Origin of the sequence: uncultured Microbacterium sp. (assembly GCF_947632095.1) — a bacterium.
In the GTDB taxonomy this organism is placed as follows: domain Bacteria; phylum Actinomycetota; class Actinomycetes; order Actinomycetales; family Microbacteriaceae; genus Microbacterium.
Genome location: NZ_CANROA010000005.1, coordinates 65,015 through 84,736, shown reverse-complemented (window position 1 = coordinate 84,736; position 19,722 = coordinate 65,015). Strand labels below are relative to the sequence as shown.

19 protein-coding genes are annotated in these 19,722 nt (G+C 69.3%); 9 read left to right on the top strand and 10 right to left on the bottom strand.

The features are described 5' to 3' along the window. Window positions 1-89: 89 nt before the first annotated feature. The gene (locus tag Q0Z66_RS03190; protein WP_298037662.1) at window positions 90-974 is read right to left on the bottom strand and encodes a hypothetical protein; all 885 of its coding nucleotides are present in this window, start codon (window positions 972-974) and stop codon (window positions 90-92) included. A 135-nt stretch (window positions 975-1,109) separates the two neighbouring features. Here Q0Z66_RS03190 and Q0Z66_RS03185 point away from each other — a divergent pair, with 135 nt between their 5' ends. After that, the gene (locus Q0Z66_RS03185; RefSeq protein ID WP_298037660.1) at window positions 1,110-2,030 is read left to right on the top strand and encodes a hypothetical protein; all 921 of its coding nucleotides are present in this window, start codon (window positions 1,110-1,112) and stop codon (window positions 2,028-2,030) included. Window positions 2,031-2,049: 19 nt separating this feature from the next. Here the strand turns inward: Q0Z66_RS03185 and Q0Z66_RS03180 are convergent, their stop codons facing one another. After that, window positions 2,050-2,682 carry a hypothetical protein gene (locus Q0Z66_RS03180; protein WP_298037656.1) on the bottom strand — a complete coding sequence of 211 codons (633 nt, stop codon included), beginning with the start codon at window positions 2,680-2,682 and terminating at the stop codon, window positions 2,050-2,052. 120 nt (window positions 2,683-2,802) lie between these two features. On the opposite strand from Q0Z66_RS03180, the gene Q0Z66_RS03175 reads away from it, so the two are divergent. The 3 genes from Q0Z66_RS03175 to Q0Z66_RS03165 all read left to right on the top strand — a co-directional run bounded on the left by Q0Z66_RS03175 (window position 2,803) and on the right by Q0Z66_RS03165 (window position 7,720). Beyond that, window positions 2,803-4,938 carry an AAA family ATPase gene (locus Q0Z66_RS03175; RefSeq protein WP_298037654.1) on the top strand — a complete coding sequence of 712 codons (2,136 nt, stop codon included), beginning with the start codon at window positions 2,803-2,805 and terminating at the stop codon, window positions 4,936-4,938. 78 nt (window positions 4,939-5,016) lie between these two features. Continuing rightward, window positions 5,017-5,589, top strand: a complete 573-nt coding sequence (locus Q0Z66_RS03170; RefSeq protein ID WP_298037651.1) for a hypothetical protein — start codon at window positions 5,017-5,019, stop codon at window positions 5,587-5,589. A gap of 28 nt (window positions 5,590-5,617) precedes the next feature. Continuing rightward, complete coding sequence (locus Q0Z66_RS03165; protein WP_298037650.1) at window positions 5,618-7,720, top strand: RecQ family ATP-dependent DNA helicase; 2,103 nt, start codon at window positions 5,618-5,620, stop codon at window positions 7,718-7,720. A 45-nt stretch (window positions 7,721-7,765) separates the two neighbouring features. Here the strand turns inward: Q0Z66_RS03165 and Q0Z66_RS03160 are convergent, their stop codons facing one another. The 4 genes from Q0Z66_RS03160 to Q0Z66_RS03145 form a co-directional block, all read right to left on the bottom strand. Next, on the bottom strand, window positions 7,766-8,353 hold the full coding sequence (locus Q0Z66_RS03160) for a nitroreductase family protein (protein ID WP_298037647.1): 588 nt from the start codon (window positions 8,351-8,353) through the stop codon (window positions 7,766-7,768). 160 nt (window positions 8,354-8,513) lie between these two features. Next, entirely contained in the window at window positions 8,514-9,611 is a 1,098-nt protein-coding gene (locus tag Q0Z66_RS03155; protein ID WP_298037645.1) for an ABC transporter permease, read from the bottom strand. Next, entirely contained in the window at window positions 9,608-10,504 is an 897-nt protein-coding gene (locus Q0Z66_RS03150) for an ATP-binding cassette domain-containing protein (RefSeq protein ID WP_298037643.1), read from the bottom strand. The genes Q0Z66_RS03155 and Q0Z66_RS03150 overlap by 4 nt, the downstream gene beginning before the upstream one ends. 82 nt (window positions 10,505-10,586) lie before the next feature. Then, entirely contained in the window at window positions 10,587-11,762 is a 1,176-nt protein-coding gene (locus tag Q0Z66_RS03145) for a benzoate/H(+) symporter BenE family transporter (RefSeq protein ID WP_298037640.1), read from the bottom strand. A gap of 123 nt (window positions 11,763-11,885) precedes the next feature. On the opposite strand from Q0Z66_RS03145, the gene Q0Z66_RS03140 reads away from it, so the two are divergent. Next, window positions 11,886-12,455 (top strand): NADPH-dependent FMN reductase, encoded by a 570-nt coding sequence (locus Q0Z66_RS03140; protein WP_298037638.1) that lies wholly within the window; start codon window positions 11,886-11,888, stop codon window positions 12,453-12,455. Between the two features lie 134 nt (window positions 12,456-12,589). Here Q0Z66_RS03140 and Q0Z66_RS03135 read toward each other — a convergent pair whose 3' ends face one another. Next, entirely contained in the window at window positions 12,590-13,270 is a 681-nt protein-coding gene (locus Q0Z66_RS03135) for a response regulator transcription factor (protein ID WP_298037636.1), read from the bottom strand. Then, complete coding sequence (locus Q0Z66_RS03130) at window positions 13,267-14,376, bottom strand: sensor histidine kinase (protein WP_298037633.1); 1,110 nt, start codon at window positions 14,374-14,376, stop codon at window positions 13,267-13,269. The genes Q0Z66_RS03135 and Q0Z66_RS03130 overlap by 4 nt, the downstream gene beginning before the upstream one ends. A gap of 288 nt (window positions 14,377-14,664) precedes the next feature. Between Q0Z66_RS03130 and Q0Z66_RS03125 the strand changes: the two genes are divergently transcribed. Then, window positions 14,665-15,099 carry a VOC family protein gene (locus Q0Z66_RS03125; protein ID WP_298037630.1) on the top strand — a complete coding sequence of 145 codons (435 nt, stop codon included), beginning with the start codon at window positions 14,665-14,667 and terminating at the stop codon, window positions 15,097-15,099. A 2-nt stretch (window positions 15,100-15,101) separates the two neighbouring features. Here Q0Z66_RS03125 and Q0Z66_RS03120 read toward each other — a convergent pair whose 3' ends face one another. Together Q0Z66_RS03120 and Q0Z66_RS03115 are read right to left on the bottom strand one after the other, a co-directional pair. Further along, window positions 15,102-15,947, bottom strand: coding sequence for an exodeoxyribonuclease III (locus tag Q0Z66_RS03120; RefSeq protein ID WP_298037627.1), 846 nt, complete (start codon window positions 15,945-15,947; stop codon window positions 15,102-15,104). A 53-nt stretch (window positions 15,948-16,000) separates the two neighbouring features. Continuing rightward, window positions 16,001-16,537, bottom strand: coding sequence for a YbhB/YbcL family Raf kinase inhibitor-like protein (locus Q0Z66_RS03115; RefSeq protein WP_298037624.1), 537 nt, complete (start codon window positions 16,535-16,537; stop codon window positions 16,001-16,003). Window positions 16,538-16,616: 79 nt separating this feature from the next. Here Q0Z66_RS03115 and pyrE point away from each other — a divergent pair, with 79 nt between their 5' ends. From pyrE to Q0Z66_RS03100, 3 genes are all read left to right on the top strand, one after another. Further along, window positions 16,617-17,174 (top strand): orotate phosphoribosyltransferase, encoded by a 558-nt coding sequence (gene pyrE, locus Q0Z66_RS03110; protein ID WP_298037621.1) that lies wholly within the window; start codon window positions 16,617-16,619, stop codon window positions 17,172-17,174. A gap of 80 nt (window positions 17,175-17,254) precedes the next feature. Beyond that, entirely contained in the window at window positions 17,255-18,277 is a 1,023-nt protein-coding gene (locus Q0Z66_RS03105; protein ID WP_298037619.1) for a LacI family DNA-binding transcriptional regulator, read from the top strand. 107 nt (window positions 18,278-18,384) lie between these two features. Next, entirely contained in the window at window positions 18,385-19,662 is a 1,278-nt protein-coding gene (locus Q0Z66_RS03100) for an extracellular solute-binding protein (RefSeq protein ID WP_298037618.1), read from the top strand. The last annotated feature ends 60 nt before the right edge of the window (window positions 19,663-19,722 follow it).

The window sequence follows — 19,722 nt, the reverse complement described above, 5'->3', positions numbered from 1 at the left end:
TGATCCTCGGGGACCTCGACCCCTACCCGCCGACCATCACCCGGCGCGCCTCACCCCCACCGAATGTCCGAAGAGCCTGAAATCCCCGATCATCCGCTGCGCCGCGGGGACGTCATCCGCTGCGCCGCGGGGACGTCATCCGCCGAGAGGGCGAGATCGGCGAGGGCCGCGCGCATCAGGTTGCGCAGGCGGGCCGATATCGGCACGTTGCGATTGTCATGCATCAAACGTCGCAGGTGCTCCATCCCGGTGACCGGATCGGTCGCGGTGAATGCCCGAGCCGCCAGCAGCGCCGCATAGGGCCATTCGAGGGATGCCGGATGTGCCGTGGTGAAGTCGCACAGCATCTCCACCGTTTCCGCGGGGGAGTCCCGGTCGAGGAGAGCCGCTGCGCGGGCGAGGTGTTCACGGGGCCGGATCGTGTCATCGGAGGATGCTGCGCGCGCCGCATCGAGAATGGCCTCAGCGCCGGCCTCATCGCCGCGCATCGCGAGGATGAACGCTCGAGTGCCGAGTGCGTGCCGAGCCGAGGTCTCGTCGGGGCCGGGGCCGCGCTCGTCCAGCGCGTCCTCGGCGTCATCCAGTCGGCAGTCGTTGATGTAGGCGTCGATGGCGAGACCGAGCAGGCGCCGGATCTCATCGATGCGGTTCATCTGCTGCGCGACGGGCAGCGCCGGGATGAGTGCCCGCAGGGCATCGGCGGCCCCGGCCGCGGCGGCATGGTCGGCCGTGCCGGAGAGCAGGATGAGCTCCGCGGCGCGGATGCTGAAGCACTGCGCGGGATCCTCGGATGAGGGGAGCCGCCGCAGCTGGGCGAGCGCCGCGCGCGCCCGGGCCAGGCTCTCCTGCGAGGGCACGCGGTTCAGGAGGGCGTCCGACGCGTGCGGGGTCGGCTGAGGGCCGATGAGCGTCGAGACAAGGTCGAAAGCCGCCTCGGTGGGCGTGCCCGGCGCGGCCTCCGGAAGGGGGAGCATGGCGTCAATGTAGCCACGGGGTCGGGGCGATGCGCCCGAATCGATACGCATCAACACGGAGATATGTGAAGTCGTCCGAGGCGTGCCGGGCGCTAGTCTCAGACGAGATGTGAGCACCGTGTCGGAGGGACGCCCGTGGCCGTCAAGAAGCAGAACGTCAAGTCGTATACGCATCCGTTCGCGCAGGCGCTGCGGCGCGGCATCGAGGTGCGCGGCGTCACGCTGACCTGGGTGCACGATGCGATCGCCGCACAGGGTGCTCCGGTCTCGGTGGCCACTCTCAGCTCTTGGCGATCGGGAGCGCGCATGCCCGAGGGGGAGCGCTCGCGCGAGGCCGTCGAGGCGCTGGAGCAGGCGCTCGGGATGCCGTCGGGCGCACTGACCGGACTGATCGGACCGAGTCGGCGCACGGGCCGTGTCGGCGAAGTCGAGTTCCCCTGGGGCGACGAGCAGTTGGGCGCCGCGGTGGAAGAGGTGCTGGCGGAGTTCCCTCTGGAGCGGCCCCTGCGCACCCGTGAGCTGACGACGCAGGTCGTCGCCGATGTCGGCCCAGGCCTCGGGGTGACCCAGCGGGCGACGCGCTCGCTGCTGCAGTCGACGACGGGGGTCGTCACGGCGATCCCGATCCTCGAGGTGATGCCCTGGGCGTCGGGCACCGCGCCCACCTTCCACGCCGTCAGCGGTGGGAGGATCGCGCAGACCGCGGCCCACTCCAGCGGTCGCGTGTTCGGCGCAGTCGTCGAACTGGATCAGCCGTTGACCCCGGGAGACACCGTCATGCTCGAGACGCGCGTCGAGTTTCCCGCAGACGGGCCGCCCGTGCGAGAGGTCGGCCACGGTGCGGCTCGATCCATCCGAGAGCTGCTGCTGTGGGTGCGGTTCACCCCTGATGCGCTTCCAGGCTGGTGCAACCTCGTCGATGACCAGCCCGGAGAAGCGCTGGATGTCACGCCGTTCCCGCTCGGACAGGGCGGCGCAGCGAATGTGGTGCGTGCGCCCTGGGGGCCGGGCGCGCTCGGAATCCACTGGGGCGATGCTCCGGGCGGGCATCGCTGATACGGCCGGTGCTGGTCGGTCAGGTGGTGGAGCGCATGCGGGACAGCGCCTCCTGGATCTCGCCGGCAGCTGCGGCGATCGAGGTGTCGACCGCGGACACGGCGGCATGCATGCGTGCGGTGGCACCGGCATCCGTCGGGTGCTCATCGGCTGCGAGCACGGCGTCCTGTGCGGCATCCAGCAGGAGGGCCAGTTCTGCGACGTGATCCATGAGGGGCTGCACGTCGGCGCTCGCGGCGAGGAAGCCGGTCCATCGGGCGAGGGCGTGGCTGATCGCGCGCCGCTCCGCATGGATGCTGTGCAGCACTCCCTCGGGGCCGCCGGAGACGTCGATCGTGCGCGTCACGATGCGGCCGCGGGCGATGTGGCTGTGCTCCTCGTCGGCGAGCGCGTGCAGCATGTCGATGAGGGCGAGGCGGGTGACGGGCAGCCAGCGCTTGTGGGCGGCTGCGTTCATCCACCGTTCGATGAACAGCGAGGTGAGGAGGAACGTCAGCACGCCGGCCGCGATGCCGGAGAGGATCACGGCCTGCTGCCAGAGCCCGGTGGCGATATCGAGCCAGATGACCACGATGCAGACGGCGATGATGGCGATGAAGCCGATGATGTGCATGAGACGTTGACGGCTCTGAGAGTGCGCAGGCGACGACATAGGAGACCCCCTTGTGAGCCCCACCATAACCAAACGGCGAACCCTTGCCATCCCGCCACACCCTCCGCTAAACTTGAGTCACTACCACTCAACTTTTAAGGAGACCTCCAGGAGGAGCCGATGACCAATCCCGCCCAGGAAGAACAGCAGTCCGCGCTCGAGCAGTTCGGCATCAATCTCACCGATCGCGCCCGCCAGGGCAAGCTCGATCCGGTAATCGGCCGCGACGGCGAGATCCGCCGCGTCAGCCAGGTGCTCACCCGCCGCACGAAGAACAACCCCGTGCTCATCGGTGAACCGGGAGTCGGCAAGACCGCTGTGGTGGAGGGGCTGGCCCAGCGCATCGTCGCCGGCGACGTCGCCGAATCCCTCAAGGGCAAGGAGCTCATCACCCTCGACATCTCCGCCCTCGTCGCCGGTGCCATGTACCGCGGCCAGTTCGAGGAGCGCCTCAAGCAGGTCCTCAAGGAGATCGTCGACTCCGACGGGCAGATCATCACCTTCATCGACGAGCTGCACACGCTCATGGGCGCCGGCGGCGGAGAGGGCTCGGTCGCGGCATCCAACATGCTCAAGCCCATGCTCGCCCGCGGAGAACTGCACCTCATCGGCGCGACGACGCTCAACGAGTACCGCGAGTTCATCGAGAAGGATGCCGCTCTCGAGCGCCGCTTCCAGCAGGTCTACGTCGGCGAGCCGACGGTCGAGGACAGCATCGCGATCCTGCGCGGACTCAAGGAGCGCTACGAGGCGCACCACAAGGTCGCGATCTCCGATAGCGCGCTGGTCGCCGCGGCATCCCTGTCGAACCGGTACATCCCCTCCCGCCAGCTGCCCGACAAGGCCATCGACCTCATCGACGAGGCCGCGTCCCGCCTGCGCATGGAGATCGACTCGGCCCCCGTCGAGATCGACGAGCTGCGGCGTCACGTCGACCGGCTCAAGCTCGAAGAGCTCGCGCTGAAGAAAGAGAAGGATGCCGCGTCGAAGGAGCGCCTCGCGGCTTTGCGCGAGGACCTCGCGGCCCAGCAGGAGAAGCTCGATGAGCTGCAGGCCCGCTGGGAGCGCGAGCGCGCCTCGCTCAACCGCGTCGGCGACCTGAAGACGAAGCTGGATGCCGCGCGCATCGAGGCCGAGCGCGCGCAGCGCGAGGGCAATCTCGAGAAGACCTCGCGCCTCCTCTACGCCGAGATCCCCGAGCTCAACCGTCAGATCGCGGAGGCGGAGAGAGCGGATGCCGACACCGCCGACCGCATGGTCAACGACCAGGTGACCGAGGAGGACATCGCCGGCGTCATCGCGGCATGGACCGGCATCCCCGTCGGCCGTCTCCTGCAGGGCGAGACCGAGAAACTGCTGCACCTGGAGGGCGAGCTGGGCAAGCGCCTCATCGGCCAGAAGGAGGCCGTGCAGGCGGTGTCGGATGCCGTGCGCCGCTCGCGCGCAGGCATCAGCGACCCCGGTCGCCCCACCGGGTCGTTCCTGTTCCTCGGCCCGACGGGCGTCGGAAAGACCGAACTGGCGAAGGCCCTGGCGGAGTTCCTCTTCGACGACGAGCACGCCATGGTGCGCATCGACATGTCCGAGTACGGCGAGAAGCACTCCGTTTCGCGGCTCGTCGGAGCCCCTCCCGGGTACGTCGGCTACGAGCAGGGCGGGCAGCTCACCGAGGCCGTGCGCCGACGCCCCTACAGCGTCGTGCTGCTCGACGAGGTCGAGAAGGCGCACCCCGAGGTCTTCGACGTGCTGCTGCAGGTCATGGACGACGGGCGCCTCACCGATGGGCAGGGCCGCACGGTCGACTTCTCCAACGTCATCCTCATCCTCACCTCGAACATCGGCTCACCGATCCTCATCGATCCGACGCTCGACCTCGATGTGAAGCGCGAGAGCGTCATGACGATGGTGCGCCAGGCGTTCAAGCCCGAGTTCGTGAACCGGCTCGACGACATCGTGATCTTCCAGGCGCTGAGCGAGGACGACCTCGCGCAGATCGTGGAGCTCGCGGTCGACCAGTTGCAGCGGCGCCTGCACGAGCGCCGGCTCACTCTCGCCGTCACCCCGGATGCCCGGTCCTGGCTCGCCGAGCGCGGCTACGACCCGGTGTACGGAGCCCGCCCGCTGCGCCGGCTCATCCAGAACGAGGTGCAGAATAAGCTCGCCACCGCCCTGCTCTCCGGCGGCGTGCGCGACGGCGACACGGTGCGCGTCGACGTCGCCGCCGATGGATCGGGGCTCGTGCTCACCGCCGTGTGAGCGCATCGGAAGCCACAGAAACGAGGCGCCGCGGGATCGATCCCGCGGCGCCTCGGCCGTTGCCGCTACCCTCGGGGCATGAGATTCTCCGGTCGGTTCGTGCGCGTCTTCCAGTGGATCGCCCCGGCAGTGCTCCCGGTGATGCTGTTCTACGGGCGATTGCTCTTCGGCGGCCCCCCGGGGTGGTTCCTCGTGTTCGGCGTCATCCTCGGTCCGATCCTGACGATCGCGCTGTACATCCCTCCCGTGCTCACCGCCTTCGACCGTGAGGCGCGCGCCCTGAAATCGACGCGCATGGCGTACAACATCGCCAGCTGGGTCGCGTGGGCGGCGGTGCTCGGCCTCGCCTTCACACTCGTCGACGTCGGAGACCGCGGCGACAGCGGCGGCTCGGTGCTCACAGCCTGGGGAATGGCCCAGGACCTCAACGAGACGCTGTTCATCGCGTTCGGGATCATCATGATCGGCGGCTGGATCGCCGCCATCGTCTGTGCCGTGATCGGCATCGTCGTCGGGCGCAGGGCGATGCTCGCACCCGCAGCACCGCTCCCGCAGCATCCCTTCGCCCCGCGCGCCCCGGTGGCGGACCCCTACGCGCCGAAGCCGCCGTCCACGCCCGGGCCCCCGCCGCCTCCGCCCGGATTCTCCTGATGTCGGATGCCTGCGGCAGGCTGGAAGCATGACCGCAGAACCCTCGACCACCTCGGCTCATGAGGCCGCCCTCGCGGCGCTGCGCGAACTCGTCGGGCGCGACGACGCCGGCTTCCACGACGGGCAGTTCGAGGCGATCGAGGCGCTCGTCGGCGGTCGGCGCCGCGCGCTCGTCGTGCAGCGCACCGGATGGGGCAAGTCGGCGGTCTACTTCGTGGCCACGGCGCTGCTGCGCAGCCAGGGCGCCGGGCCCACCGTGCTCGTCTCGCCGCTGCTCGCGCTCATGCGCGACCAGATCTCCGCAGCCGAGCGCGCCGGTGTTCGCGCCGTCTCGATCAACTCGACCAATGCGCACGAGTGGGACGACGTGCTCGCCCAACTCGACCGCGATGAGGTCGACGTGCTGCTGGTCTCTCCCGAGCGGCTGAACAACCCCGCCTTCCGCGAGCAGCGGCTACCCGAACTCGTACGACGCATCGGCATGCTCGTCGTCGACGAGGCGCACTGCATCAGCGACTGGGGCCACGACTTCCGTCCCGACTACCGGCGCCTGCGCGACCTCATCGCTCAGATGCCCGCCGGAGTCCCCGTGCTCGCGACGACCGCCACGGCCAACAGCCGTGTCGTCGCCGACATCGAGGAGCAGCTGGGCGGGGCGAGTGAGGTGCTCACGATCCGCGGCCCCCTGGCCCGGGCGTCCCTGCGACTCGGCGTCCTGAGCCTGCCCGATGCGAAGAGCCGCCTGGCCTGGCTGCTCAGCCACCTCGACGACCTGCCCGGCTCGGGCATCATCTACACGCTCACGGTCGCGGCCGCCGTCGACACCGCCCGGCTGCTGCGCGAGCACGGGCACGAGGTGCGCGCATACACGGGGCAGACCGACGCCGATGAGCGCGCCGAGTCCGAGGGCATGCTCAAACGCAACGAGGTCAAGGCGCTCATCGCGACGAGCGCGCTCGGCATGGGGTTCGACAAACCCGACCTCGGCTTCGTGCTGCACCTCGGCGCACCCTCATCGCCCGTGGCCTACTACCAGCAGGTCGGCCGTGCCGGCCGTGCGAGCGACAACGCCGATGTGCTGCTGCTGCCCGGCGTCGAAGACCGCGACATCTGGCACTACTTCGCCACCGCCTCGATGCCCGACAAGGAACGGGCGATGCGAGTGCTGTCCGCCCTCGGCGACCAGCCCCTGTCGACCCCGGCGCTCGAAGCGCTCGTCGACATCCGCCGCACCCCGCTCGAGCTCCTGCTCAAGGTCCTCGACGTCGACGGCGCCGTGCAGCGGGTGCAGGGCGGCTGGGTATCCACCGGCGCCGACTGGGTCTACGACCGCGAACGCTATGAGCGCATCGCCGCCGAGCGCCGGGCCGAGCAGCAGCACATGCTCGACTACGAGCAGACCCGCGGCTGCCGTATGGAGTTCCTGCAGCGCACGCTCGACGACACGACGGCTGCTCCGTGCGGACGCTGCGACAATTGCGCGGGCATCTGGTTCGACAGCGGCGTCTCCACGACATCGTCTGCCGCAGCATCCGACTCCCTCGACCGCGCCGGCGTCGCGATCGAGCCGCGGCGCATGTGGCCCACGGGCGCCGACCGGCTCGACGTACCGGTGAAGGGGCGCATCCCGGCCGGGGAACAGGCGGACGAGGGGCGGGCGCTGGCCCGGCTCACCGACCTCGGCTGGGGAGGCTCATTGCGCACGCTGTTCGCCGCGGGAGCATCTGACGGCCCGGTGCCGGCACCCATGCTCGACGCCTGCGTGCGCGTGCTCGCCGGGTGGGGCTGGGCCGAGCGCCCGGTCGCCGTCGTCGCGATGCCGTCGCGCTCGCGGCCCGAACTCGTCGACTCCCTGGCCCAGGGCATCGCCGGGATCGGCCGGCTGCCCTACCTCGGCGCGTTGGCCCCGGTCAATGGCGGTCCGTCCGGGCAACCCGGTGGCAACAGCGTATTCCGGCTCGCGGGCGTCTGGGGTCGGTTCAGCGCCGACCACCTCGATATCCCGCCCTGCCCCGTGCTGCTCGTCGACGACCAGGTCGACAGTCGATGGACGCTGACGGTGGCGGCGCGGACTCTTCGGCAGTCGGGCGCCACGGCCGTGTTGCCTTTCGCCCTCGCGCTGCGAGGGTGAGGCGCCGGCTCCCGCCCATCGCGAGGGGAGCCGGCACCCGCGAGATCAGGCGTTCGCGATCACGGTCTCGGTGAGCGGGCGGCGCTCGCGCGGAGCGTTCTCGCGCTCCTGCAGGGCCTCCGGCAGAGCCGAAGCGTCGCCCAGGTCGCCGACCGCGATGACGGTGAACGGCACGAAGCGCTCCTCCAGCTCGAGAACCTGAGCGAGGGCGGCGGCGTCGAGACCGCTCATCTGGTGAACGGCGAGCCCCTCCTCCTGCGCCTGGACGGAGAAGCCGGCGACGGCCTGACCCAGGTCGTAGGCGGCGTGGCTGATCGGGGTGCCGTCGGCAGCCGCCGTCTCGGCGATCGCGACGACCAGCGCCGAGGCCGCGGGAGCCCACATCTGGTTGAAGCTGACCAGGGTCGCGCTGACGGCCGTGTGCAGATCGGTGCCGCGACGGGCCACGGCGAAGCGCCAGGGCTGGCTGTTGTACGCGGACGGCGCCCAACGGGCGGCTTCGAGCGCGGCGGCCAGCTTGTCCTCGTCGATCGTGGTCTCGGCGTCGAAAGCGCGGGGACTCCAACGCTCGGCGATGGCGGAGATGACAGGGACGGAGGTCGAAGCGGTGCGCTCGATGACGGACGTGCTCATGGTGCCTTTCGGGGGTCGGTGCCGGTGCGGACCCCCTCGTCCATCGTGCAGCCAAAACAATTCAGTACCGCGCCATGCTAATGCCCATCGGCGTGCATCCGGTGAAGGTTTCCCGAGCTGGGGAGAATTCAGAGAACCCTCTCCGGTTGCAATCGCCCGATCAGCCCTTCAGCGCATCGCGGAACTTCACCCGCGCGCCCATCTTCAGCAGCGAATTCTCGTAGATCTTCGCGCCGAGCGCGATGACGATCGCGCAGGCGGCGAGCATGATCGCCATCGACAGCAGCGGCTCCCACCACGCGGCCTCGTCGAAGAACAACCGGATCGGCATGCCCACGGGAGCCGAGAACGGTACATACGACAGCACGGTCATCACGACGGGGTTCTCGCCGAAGAAGATCACCAGGAAGTACGGGATCATCGTCAGATACATCACCGGGGTCAGGGTCGCGCCGACATCCTCCTGGCGCGAGACCAGGGCGCCGGCCGCGGCGAACATCGCCGACAGCAGCACGAAGCCGAACAGGAAGAATGCTGCGAACCAGACGACCGGGGCGCCCAGCAGCTGCAGGACCTCGGCCTGACCGGTCACGATCAGTCCGATCGTGCCGACGGCGACGAGCAGGATGATCTGCGAGATCGCGAGGATCGTGTTGCCGATGACCTTGCCCGCCAGCAGCACGCGTGCCGGGATCGCCGACAGCAGGATCTCGACCACACGGGTCTGCTTCTCCTCGACGACGCTCGTCGTGATCGGTGTGCCGAACGACAGCGCCGACATCATGAACACGAGGCCGAAGCCCAGGCCCAGCAGGTAGCGCAGACCGCCGTCATCGCCGTCCTCGGCGAGCAGCTCCACCTGCGGAGTCTCCGACAGCATGAGCATCAGCTGCGTCGGCGTCGACGACTCCGCGATGATCGTGACGCCGGTGGGGGAGGAGGCGTCCTCGACGAGCGCCGCGTCGGCATCGCCGTCGCGGACGGCCTGCTCCGCGGCGTCCCGATCGGCGACCGCGGTCACCTCGTAACCGGGAACGTCCTCGAGCGCGGAGGCCGCAGACCCCGTCGCCACGATCGGCGTGCTGCTGGGGTTCGACGTGGCGATGCCTGCCCAGATCACACCCCCGAGGGCGATGAGCAGCAGGATCACGGTCGAGATGATGTATGCCTTGCTGCGCAGCTTGGTGCTCATCTCGCGCTCGGCGACGAGCCAGATGCCCTGCGCGGTCGACAGGGTCGGCGGGGTCGAGGTGCTCACTGGATGACCTCCTTGAAGATCTGGGAAAGAGTCGGATGCTGCGGGGCGAAGCGGTTCACGGCGCCGCCCGCGAGTGCCCGCTGGAGCACGCGCTGCGCGATCTCGGGGGATTCGGCATCGAAGACGGCACTGCCGCCCTCGAAGTCCACGACGCTGACACCCGGCTCGGAGCGCAGCCAGCCGAGGTCCGCTGCGGTTTCCAGTTCCCAGCGGGGAGCCGAGTGCTGCTCGCGCAGCTGCTCCCGGGGGCCCGCCGCACGGATCGTGCCGCCCGCGATGATGACGAGGTCATCGCACAGGCGCTCGACGACGTCGAGCTGGTGCGAGGAGAACAGCACCGAGACGCCGCGCGCCGCGCGCTCCTGCAGAACGCCCGCCACTGTTTCGACCGCCAGCGGGTCCAGGCCCGAGAACGGTTCGTCGAGGATCAGGACTTCGGGATCGTGAACGAGCGATGCGGCGATCTGGGCGCGCTGCTGGTTGCCCAGGGACAGCGCCTCGATGTTGTCGCCGAGGCGTTCGCCGAGTCCGAGTTCGGTGAGCAGCGCGGTGGCGCGTTGCGTGGCATCCGCCTTCGAGAAACCGTGCAGACGTGCGAAATAGGTGACCTGCTCGAGCACCTTCATCTTCGGGTAGAGCCCGCGCTCCTCGGGCATGTAGCCGAACTGGCGTCGCGCCTCGGCCGTCAGCTCGCGCCCGCCCAGCGTCACCGAGCCGCCATCCGAGGTGAGCAGTCCGAGGATGATGCGCATCGTCGTGGTCTTGCCCGCGCCGTTGCCGCCGACGAAGCCGGTGAGGTGTCCGGCGGCCACCGGGAAGGTGATGTCGTCGAGCACCCGGCGTTCGCCGTAGCTCTTGCTGATTCCTGACAGTTGCAGGGTTCCTGAGGTCATACCTCCACGCTACGGAATCGCCGGCGCCGCCCCATCCCCCGCCCGGTGGATTCTTCGCGTCCGTCTTGCGGGGGAGGGCGCTTCAGCGGATCGAGCGCCGGAGCGCGAAGCGCACGAGAAGGCCCGCGGCCAGCGCCCAGAAAGCCGCGCTGATTCCGAGTATCGAGAGGCCGGATGCGGCGATGAGGAAAGTGACGACGGCGGGCATCCGCTCCTCGGCATCCGCGACCGCCTGCTGCATGGCCGCACCGAACGCGGCGAAGAGGGCCACTCCGGCGACCGCGGGGATCACGGCAGCCGGGGCGAGGATCACGAGCGCCGAGAACGCTGCTGCGCATCCGCCGAGCACCAGGTATCCGCCGCCCGTCGTGACTCCCGCGACCCAGCGTCGCCGCGGATCGGGGTCGGCATCCGGTGCTGCGGCGAGGGCCGCGCTGATCGCGGCGAGATTGATGCCGTGACCACCGGCCGGGGCGCCCAGGGCGGTGCCGATCCCTGTCACGAGCATCGCCGGACGCCAGGGGACCGTGTACCCGTAGCTGCGCATGATCGCCACACCCGGCACATTCTGGGAGGCCATCGTCACGATGAACAGCGGCAGTGCGATGCCGAGGGCGGCTCCGGCGGTGAACGTCGGGGCGACGAATTCCAGACGCGGCACGAGCAGCGCAGCATCCACGCTCTTGCCAGAGCCTGCGAGGGCGATCGCGATCACGACGGTCGCGGCGACGAAGGCCAGCGGCACCGCCCAGCGCGGCGCGAAACGGGCCGCGATCAGCCAGGTGAGGAGAACGGGCAGAACGCCCGCGGGGTTCTCGGTGAGACCGAGGAACGGGGCGAGGCAAAGGGGCAGCAGGACTCCGGCGAGCATGGCCTGCGCGATGGATGCCGGAATCCGGGTGATCACCCGGCCGAAACCCGACCAGAGGCCCGCGAGCAGGGTGAGCGCCGCGACGAGGATGAACGCCCCGACGGCGGCGGGCCATCCGCCCTCGACGGCGCCGGTCGCGGCGAGGAGCGCGGCGCCGGGCGTCGACCAGGCGACGGTGATCGGCATCCGGAAGCAGCCGGCCAGCACGATGCAGGCGATGCCCATCGTGACGCTGAGCGCGATCAGGCCGCTCGTCGCCTGCGCCGACGTCGCGCCGACCGCGGCGAGCCCGGTGAGCACGACGGCGAAAGAGCTGGTGAAACCGACGAGCGCCGTGACGATGCCCGCGAGGATCGGTCGCGACAGCGGTGCGGGCGCATCGGGCATAGGGGTGAGATTAGCGGGTTCGGGAAAAGTCTTTCATTCGTGGGAATAGAATCTGCCGGGGTGCTCGTTGACACCCGGTAGAACGTCCACGGCTCTCCGAGCCCGAAACAGAAGGAATCTCCTGTGACCCGCACCATCGGCTACATCGTCGGCAGCATCTCCAGCACCTCCATCAACCGTCGCCTCGCGCGCGTGCTGGCCAACCTCGCCCCCGAGGGCACCGAGCTCGTCGAGATCGAGATCAAGGACCTGCCCTTCTACTCGCCCGACTACGACGGCGAATTCCCCGAGGTCGCCACGAAGTTCAAGCAGGCCATCGCCGACGTCGACGGCGTCATCATCATCACCCCCGAGTACAGCCGCTCGATCCCCGGCGTCCTGAAGAACGCCCTCGACTGGTCGACCCGCCCCTACGGCGAGATGTCGTTCTACGGCAAGCCGGTCGCCGTCATCGGCACCTCGGGCTCGGGCGTCGCCACCGCCGCCGCCCAGCAGCACCTGCGCGCGATCCTCGGACACTTCAGCGCTGTCACCATGGGTCAGCCCGAAGGCTTCATCCAGGACCGCCCGGGCCTGTTCACCGAGGACGGTCAGGTCACGGACGACTCGACCACCGGCTTCCTCTCGGGCTACCTCGAGGCGTTCAACGCGCTGATCTCGCGCGTGCAGCACGCGAACCAGCTCAGCGCCTGATCACTCGATCCCGCGTCGCGTGATCTCCTGATCCCGCTTCCGCCGAGCCCCCGTCTTTCCGCGAGTCCCGTTTCGGGGCACCGGCAAGACGGGGGCTCGGCGCGTAGACGGGGCTCGACGCAGAAGGCCGAGTATCAGCCGACCAACCGGTGACGCAGCGTCAGCACGACGGCCTGCACCCGGTCGCGGGCGCCGAGCTTCTGCAGGATCCGCGAGACGTGGGTCTTCACGGTCGCCTCGCCGATGAACAGCCGGGCGGCGATCTCCGCATTGCTCATCGCCTCGGTCATCAGCTCGAGCACCTCGGCCTCACGATCCGTGAACGGCTCGGCGAGGGTGAGAGCGGGGCCGGATGCCGCGGGGACGGCGCTCACGGGCGCCGGCGTCGTCGCGAACCGCTGCACGACCCGTCGCGTCACCTCCGGAGCCAGCATTCCGTCGCCGGCCGCCAGCACGCGGACCGCGGCGACGAGATCCTCGGGGCCGCTGTTCTTCAACAGGAAGCCGCTGGCCCCGGCATCCAGCGCCTCGAAGAGGTAGTCATCCCGATCGAAGGTCGTCACGATCGCGATCGCCGACTGCACATCGGGGTCGGCGACGATCAGACGCGTCGCCTCGATGCCGTCCATATCGGGCATCTGCACATCCATGCTGATGACGTCGGGGTTCAGCTCGGCAGCCAGGCGCACCGCTTCCGCCCCGTTCGCCGCCTCGCCGACGACCGTGATGTCGGGCTGGATGTCGAGGATCGTGCGGAATCCCGCCCGCAGCATCGCATGGTCGTCGACGATCAGCACGCGGATGGGGTCGGTCATGCGGGGGATCCTGTCAGCTCGGCGGTGGTCGCGAGCGGAACCTGCACGCGCACGCGCCACCCGCCGCGCTCGCGGGGTGCGGACTCGATCGTACCGCCGGAGGCGAGAGCGCGTTCCCGCATGCCCAGCTGTCCGAGCCCCGGTCGCGGGGTCAACGCGATGCGACCGGTGTTGACGACCTCCAGCTCGATGGCATCACCGAGGTAGCGAAGTCGCACATCCGCGCTCGCCTCCTGCCCGGCGTGCCGACGGGCGTTGGTCAGCGACTCCTGAGCGATGCGGAACAGGTTCACCTGAACCACGGACGGCACAGCGGCCTCGTCACCGACCACCGTGAAGACCGTCGGCATGCCGGCGGCGTTCGCGGCATCCACGAGACGCGGGATGTCCGAGAGGGAGACGGTGGATGCCGCATCCTCCGGTTCCTCGCCGGAAGCGCGCAGCGTCTCCAGCAGGTGCCGCAGCTCGCTCAGCGCGGTGCGCGCCGACTTCTCGATATCACCGAGAAGCTCCTTCGCCTTCGTCGCATCCTGTTCGATGACCAGGCGTGCGGCACCCGCCTGCACGCCCATCACCGAGACATGGTGCGCGACGACGTCGTGCAGCTCCCGGGCGATGCGCACACGGTCCAGGGCCACGGCCTGCGCGGCCGTGATCTCGCGCTCGCGTTCGAGGTCCGCGGTGCGCTGCTCGAGAGCCGTGCGCTGCAGGCGGGCGTTCCACGTGCGCTCGCCGAAGTAGTAGGCGCCGGCGAAGTAGAGCACGTTGATCAGCACCTGAAGCATGATGTACGCCACGTAGGGCGACATCGCACCGGCGACGACCTCTGCCTCGGTGGCGACCTCGAGAACCGAGAAGTAGGCCGAGAACATCAGCCAGATGAACATTCCGATGATGATCGCGACGCGCACGATCATCGCACCGCGGCGGTTCCGCATCCACGCGCCCACCGTGTAGAGCGCGATGAACACGGCGATGTTGCCGGCGAAGATCTCGGGAAGATGCATCGTGACCGCCACGAAGTACGCGACAGAGACGATGACCGCCACGGCCGCCGGCCAGACGCGACGCCACGCCAGCGGCGCCGAGGCGAACACCAGGTACACGAGGGCCTGCCAGAGGGGGGGCCTGCGCCTCGCCGTAGATCTCGGAGATCGCCGACAGGGCGGCGCTGACGACACCGGCGATGAACACGACGCCGGCGAGCAGCAGGTCGTAACGGCGTTCGCGCGGTGTGAGCGCGGGGAGTTCTTCGGCCATGATCTCCACGCTATGCCCGTGCGCGCCCCCGCACATCCGCCCCGCGGCGGATCTCGAGGGCGCGACGAGAAGGGGTGGACACGCGTTCATGACGGGTGGATGCTGGCACAGGGGGAGTCGAGAGAGGAAAACGCATGTCCACGAAGGTGTTCGTCAATCTGGCCACGGCCGACCTCGACCGTGCGAAGCGGTTCTACACAGCCCTCGGCTGCGAGATCAATCCGCTGTTCACGGACGAGAACGCGGCGTGCGTCGTGTGGAGCGACGACGTGTTCTTCATGGTGCTCACCCGCGAGTACTTCGCGACGTTCACCACGAAGCAGGTCGTCGATCCCGCCGGCGCCGCGCAGGTGATGGTCGCGATCAGTCGTGAATCGCGCGATGACGTGGATGCCGTGCTCGCCGCCGGTCTCGCCGCGGGCGGGGCTGAACCGAAGCCGCCCCAGGATCTCGGATTCATGTACTCGCGCGTCCTGGAGGACCCCGACGGCAACATCCTCGAGTTCATGCACATGCCCGAAGAGGCCGCAGAGCAGGGGCCGGAGGCTTTCCTCGCCGACGGAGCGTAGCGTCAGGCGAAGATCATCGGCAGATCGTCGTCGTCATCGTCGCCGCCGAAGTCGAGATCGACGGCCACCGGGACGTGGTCGCTGGGCTGCGTTCCCTTGCGCTCGTCGCGGTGGATCTTCGCGCCCGTGACGGCATCGGCCAGCGCCCGGGAGCCGAGCACGAAGTCGATGCGGATGCCCTCGTTGCGTGGGAACTTCAGTCGCTGGTAGTCCCAATAGGTGAAGCCCTCGGGGATCAGCGGGCGCACGACATCGGTGAGACCGGCATCCTGGAACGCGAAGAACGCCGCGCGCTCCTCGGGGGAGACGTGCGTCGAGACGCCCTCGGCGATGTCAGGATCGCCGTTGTCGGAGGCGAACGGGATGATGTTGAAGTCGCCGACGAGGGCGAGCGGCAGATCCGGATCCTTCTGCAGGTCGGATGCCGCGGCCTGGCGCAGCTCGTCGAGCCAGTGCAGCTTGTACGTGTAGTGCGGGTCGTCGAGCGAACGGCCGTTGGGAACGTACAGGCTCCACACCTTCACGCCGTCGATCGTCGCGCTCAGCGCACGCGCCTCCAGCGGGGCATCCGGCCCGTCATAGCCCTTCTTGAACCCGGGCTGGCCCGCGAACGACGTCTCGATGTCGCTCATCGGCAGGCGGCTCGCGATCGCGACGCCGTTCCACTGATTCAGCCCGTGCGCCTCGACCTGGTAACCCGCAGCCTCGAACTGCGCGTAGGGGAACTGCTCCGGCTTGCACTTGATCTCCTGCAGGGCGAGCACATCGACGTCTTCACGGACGAGGAACTCGACCGTGCGGTCGACACGGGTGCGGATGGAGTTGATGTTCCAGGTGGCCAGGCGCATGCATCCAGCCTACGGGCGTCGGCCGACATCGTCGGCGTGCCGCACGTCGACGCTCAGCGCTCGGCGGGGTCGGCCGTTCCCATCAGCACACCGCGGGCGAGCGTGTGGAAATGACGGTTGAAGCCGAGCACGGCCGGCGTCGAGTCGGCAGCGATCTCGAGGGATGCCACATCCAGGGCATCGACGACGAAGAAGTAGCGGTGCACGCCGGTTCCTGCGGGCGGAGCTGCGCCGATGAAGCGCTCCAGACGCGCCTCGTTCGGCAGCACCTTCGCGCCTCCGGGCAGCGAAGCGGTCGTCCCGTCGCCACCGCGCAACGACATGGTTCCCGCGGGCAGATCGTAGACCGCCCAGTGCCAGAAACCCGATCCGGTCGGGGCATCCGGATCGAAGCAGCTCACCGCGAGGCTCTTCGTGCCCGCCGGAGGCTGCGACCACTCCAGCGCCGGAGCCCGGTCCTCTCCGCCCCGGTCAGCCGACCAGGCGAACAGCGGCAGCGGCGACCCGGCGCGAAAGTCGGGGCTCGTCAGCTGCAACGGCGCGACGGGGCGCAGCTCGGCGAGTTCCGCATAGGGATCGAACGAGAACATGGGGCCTCCTCGGCATCCGGTGTCCCCGCCACCCTAGGGCAGACGGCGCGCGAGGGACAGGAGTCATACACTGGATGCCGTGACCCTCGACGCAGACCGCCAGTCCCTGCTCGCCCTCATCACGGATGAGGCGGTGTTCCACGGTGATTTCACGCTGTCCAGCGGTAAGAAGGCGACGTATTACGTCGACATGCGCAAGCTCACCCTCGACCACCGCGCCGCCCCCGCGATCGGGCGCATCATGCTCGACCTGATCGGTGACCTCGATGTCGCCGCCGTCGGCGGTCTGACCCTCGGTGCCGATCCCATCGCGAACTCCGTCATGCACGCCTCCGTCGCGACAGAGCGTCCGCTCGATGCGTTCGTCGTGCGCAAGGAGCCCAAGGACCACGGCCGCGGCCGCCAGATCGAGGGCGCCGACGTCGCCGGCAAGCGCGTCGTCGTGCTCGAAGATACTTCCACGACCGGCCAGTCGGCGCTCAAAGCCGTCGAGGCCCTGCGCCGCGAGGGCGCCGAGGCCGTCGCCGTCGCCGTGATCGTCGACCGCAAGACCGGCGCGCAGGCCGCGATCGAGGCCGAGGGTCTGCAGTGGCTCGCCGCATTCGACCTCGACGACCTGGGGCTCGACCCGCAGTAGCCTCGTGGGCACCGTCCGCCGGCGGACCCCCGTGGACGTGGCAACGTTTTCATGGGATTCTCCCTGAGGAGGAGTGCGACATGGGCGACCACACCGATGGCGGCAGGCGACCGACCATGAAGGACGTCGCCGCCCGCGCGAAAGTCGGCCTGTCTACGGTCTCCCGTGTGGTCTCGGGAAAGAGAGGCGTCTCGCCGGCGAAGGTTCGCGCCGTCGAGCGCGCAGTGCGGGAACTCGGCTACAGCCGCAACGAATTCGCGCACACGCTGCGCACCGGATCGGCCCGAACGATCGGCGTCGTCGCGACCCGCGTATCCGACCCGTTCTACTCGGAGCTCATCGCCGCGGTCGAGGCCCGTGCCCAGCGCCATGACCTGCTCGTGCTCGTGGCCTCCAGCGGGGACGACCCATATGAGGGCGAGCGCGTGCTGCGACGCGTGCTCGGCCGCCGGCTCGACGGGGTGATCGTCGTCGCCCATGAGGAGACCGACCACGCCTTCCTCGCCGCGGAACGGGAAGCCGGCATGCCGATCGTCTTCGTCGACCGGCCGCCGAAGGGACTGGCCGCCGACATCGTCATGGTCGACAACGAAGGTGGCGCGGCGGATGCCGTGCACCATCTGGTCGCGGCAGGTCACCGCCGCATCGGCTGCATCGCGCACGCATCGGGGCGGTATACCTCGGAGCGGCGACAGGACGGGTACGCCACGGGTCTCGCGTCCGAGGGCATCCGCCTCGACCCGGCGCTCGTCGTGACCGTCGAGGACGAGGTCGAGGTGTGCGTCGAGGCGCTGCGAGAGCTGTTCGCACTGCCCGATCCGCCCACGGCGCTGTTCATCACCAACAGCCGCACGACGAAGGCCGTCCTGAAGGCCCTGCGCCTCGTCGGCCGGTCGCCGGCGCTCGTCGGCTTCGATGACTTCGACCTCGCCGAGCTCATGCACCCGCCGACGACGACCGTCTCGCAGGATCCCTGGTCGATCGGGGATGCGGCCGCGCAGCTGCTGCTCGAGCGCATCGCGGGGCTTCGGGGGCCGTGGCGCCGGGTGGATCTCGGCACCCGTCTCATCGTGCGCGGTTCGGGAGAACAGGCTCCGGAATGACTCCCGGATCGTGACATTCGCACCCTTGAGTCTGGCAACGTTTTCAGACTAGGGTGGCAGGACTCCCGCCGAGGGTGCGGGTGTTCGCAAATCCAACGGAGGATCACATGCGGAAGTCACTGGCCGCGGTCGCCGGTCTCGCAGCAGCAGGACTCATGCTGGCGGGATGCAGCGGCTCCAGCGGCGATGGGAACGGCGGCGGCTCCGCCGATCAGGTCGAGGTCTTCACCTGGTGGGCAGCCGGATCCGAGAAGATCGGCCTCGACGCGCTCGTGGACGTCTTCAACACTCAGTACCCCGATATCGAGTTCGTCAACGCCGCGGTCGCGGGCGGTGCGGGCTCGAACGCGAAGGCGGCACTCGCCTCACGCCTCGAGGCCGGTGACCCGCCGGACTCCTTCCAGGCGCACGCGGGCGCTGAGCTCACCGACTACATCGAGGCGGGCCAGTTGCAGGACCTCAGCGGGTTCTTCGCCGACGAGTCCCTCGGCGACGTGTTCCCCGAGTCCCTCATCGAGCGCATCACGGTCGACGGCAAGATCTACTCGGTGCCCAGCAACATCCACCGCGCCAATGTCACCTGGGTCAACACCGAGCTGCTCGACGCCGCCGGCATCGACCCGACGAAGGCCCCCGCCGACATCGATGCATGGCTCGCCGACCTCGAGAAGGTCAAGAAGTCGGGAGTCGAGTCGCCCCTGTCCCTCGGCACCGAGTGGACCCAGATGCAGCTCTTCGAGACCGTGCTGCTCGCCGACCTCGGTGCGGACGGCTACTCGGGCCTCTGGGACGGCACGACCGCCTGGGACGACGCGGGCGTCGCCACCGCGATCGGCCACTACGGCGACCTGCTCGAGTACGTGAACAGCGACTTCGCCGGGCTCGACTGGGATGCTGCGACGCAGATCCTCATCGACGGCGCCGCCGCCTACAACGTCATGGGCGACTGGGCCGAGGCCGCGTTCGTGCAGGCGGGGTGGACCTACGGGACCGAGTACACCACGTGGGCATCGGCCGGAACCGAGGGGACGTTCGACTTCCTCGCCGATTCGTTCACGCTCCCCGAGGGCGCACCGCACGAGGACGCGGCCCACGACTGGCTGCGCACCGTCAGCTCGGCCGAGGGGCAGCAGGCCTTCAACCAGGCCAAGGGATCGATCCCGGCGCGCACCGACGCCGACCCGGCCGATTACGGCGCCTACCAGCAGACCGCGATCGAGTCGTGGGCCAGCGACACGGTCGTCAGCTCGCTCGCGCACGGCGCCGCCGCGAAGATCTCGTGGTCGACCGACATCTCCTCGGCGATCGGCAAGTTCGGCACCGATAAGGACGCCGCAGCCCTGCAGACCGCGCTCGTCGACGCGGCAGCGAAGGCGCTCGGCTAAGACACGGCACGGCGGGCGGATGCCGCGGGCCCGAGCCCCGGCGTCCGCCCGCCCGTCGCC

Excerpts from the sequence above, each read along its gene's own strand:
- Q0Z66_RS03105 (WP_298037619.1), top strand. The coding sequence starts at position 17,255 with ATGGGCGACCACACCGATGGCGGCAGGCGACCGACCATGAAGGACGTC.
- Q0Z66_RS03170 (WP_298037651.1), top strand. The coding sequence starts at position 5,017 with ATGAGATTCTCCGGTCGGTTCGTGCGCGTCTTCCAGTGGATCGCCCCG.
- Q0Z66_RS03125 (WP_298037630.1), top strand. The coding sequence starts at position 14,665 with ATGTCCACGAAGGTGTTCGTCAATCTGGCCACGGCCGACCTCGACCGT.
- Q0Z66_RS03165 (WP_298037650.1), top strand. The coding sequence starts at position 5,618 with ATGACCGCAGAACCCTCGACCACCTCGGCTCATGAGGCCGCCCTCGCG.
- Q0Z66_RS03120 (WP_298037627.1), bottom strand. The coding sequence starts at position 15,947 with ATGCGCCTGGCCACCTGGAACATCAACTCCATCCGCACCCGTGTCGAC.
- Q0Z66_RS03135 (WP_298037636.1), bottom strand. The coding sequence starts at position 13,270 with ATGACCGACCCCATCCGCGTGCTGATCGTCGACGACCATGCGATGCTG.
- Q0Z66_RS03115 (WP_298037624.1), bottom strand. The coding sequence starts at position 16,537 with ATGTTCTCGTTCGATCCCTATGCGGAACTCGCCGAGCTGCGCCCCGTC.
- Q0Z66_RS03145 (WP_298037640.1), bottom strand. The coding sequence starts at position 11,762 with ATGCCCGATGCGCCCGCACCGCTGTCGCGACCGATCCTCGCGGGCATC.
- Q0Z66_RS03180 (WP_298037656.1), bottom strand. The coding sequence starts at position 2,682 with ATGTCGTCGCCTGCGCACTCTCAGAGCCGTCAACGTCTCATGCACATC.
- Q0Z66_RS03190 (WP_298037662.1), bottom strand. The coding sequence starts at position 974 with ATGCTCCCCCTTCCGGAGGCCGCGCCGGGCACGCCCACCGAGGCGGCT.
- Q0Z66_RS03100 (WP_298037618.1), top strand. The coding sequence starts at position 18,385 with ATGCGGAAGTCACTGGCCGCGGTCGCCGGTCTCGCAGCAGCAGGACTC.
- Q0Z66_RS03150 (WP_298037643.1), bottom strand. The coding sequence starts at position 10,504 with ATGACCTCAGGAACCCTGCAACTGTCAGGAATCAGCAAGAGCTACGGC.
- Q0Z66_RS03160 (WP_298037647.1), bottom strand. The coding sequence starts at position 8,353 with ATGAGCACGTCCGTCATCGAGCGCACCGCTTCGACCTCCGTCCCTGTC.
- Q0Z66_RS03175 (WP_298037654.1), top strand. The coding sequence starts at position 2,803 with ATGACCAATCCCGCCCAGGAAGAACAGCAGTCCGCGCTCGAGCAGTTC.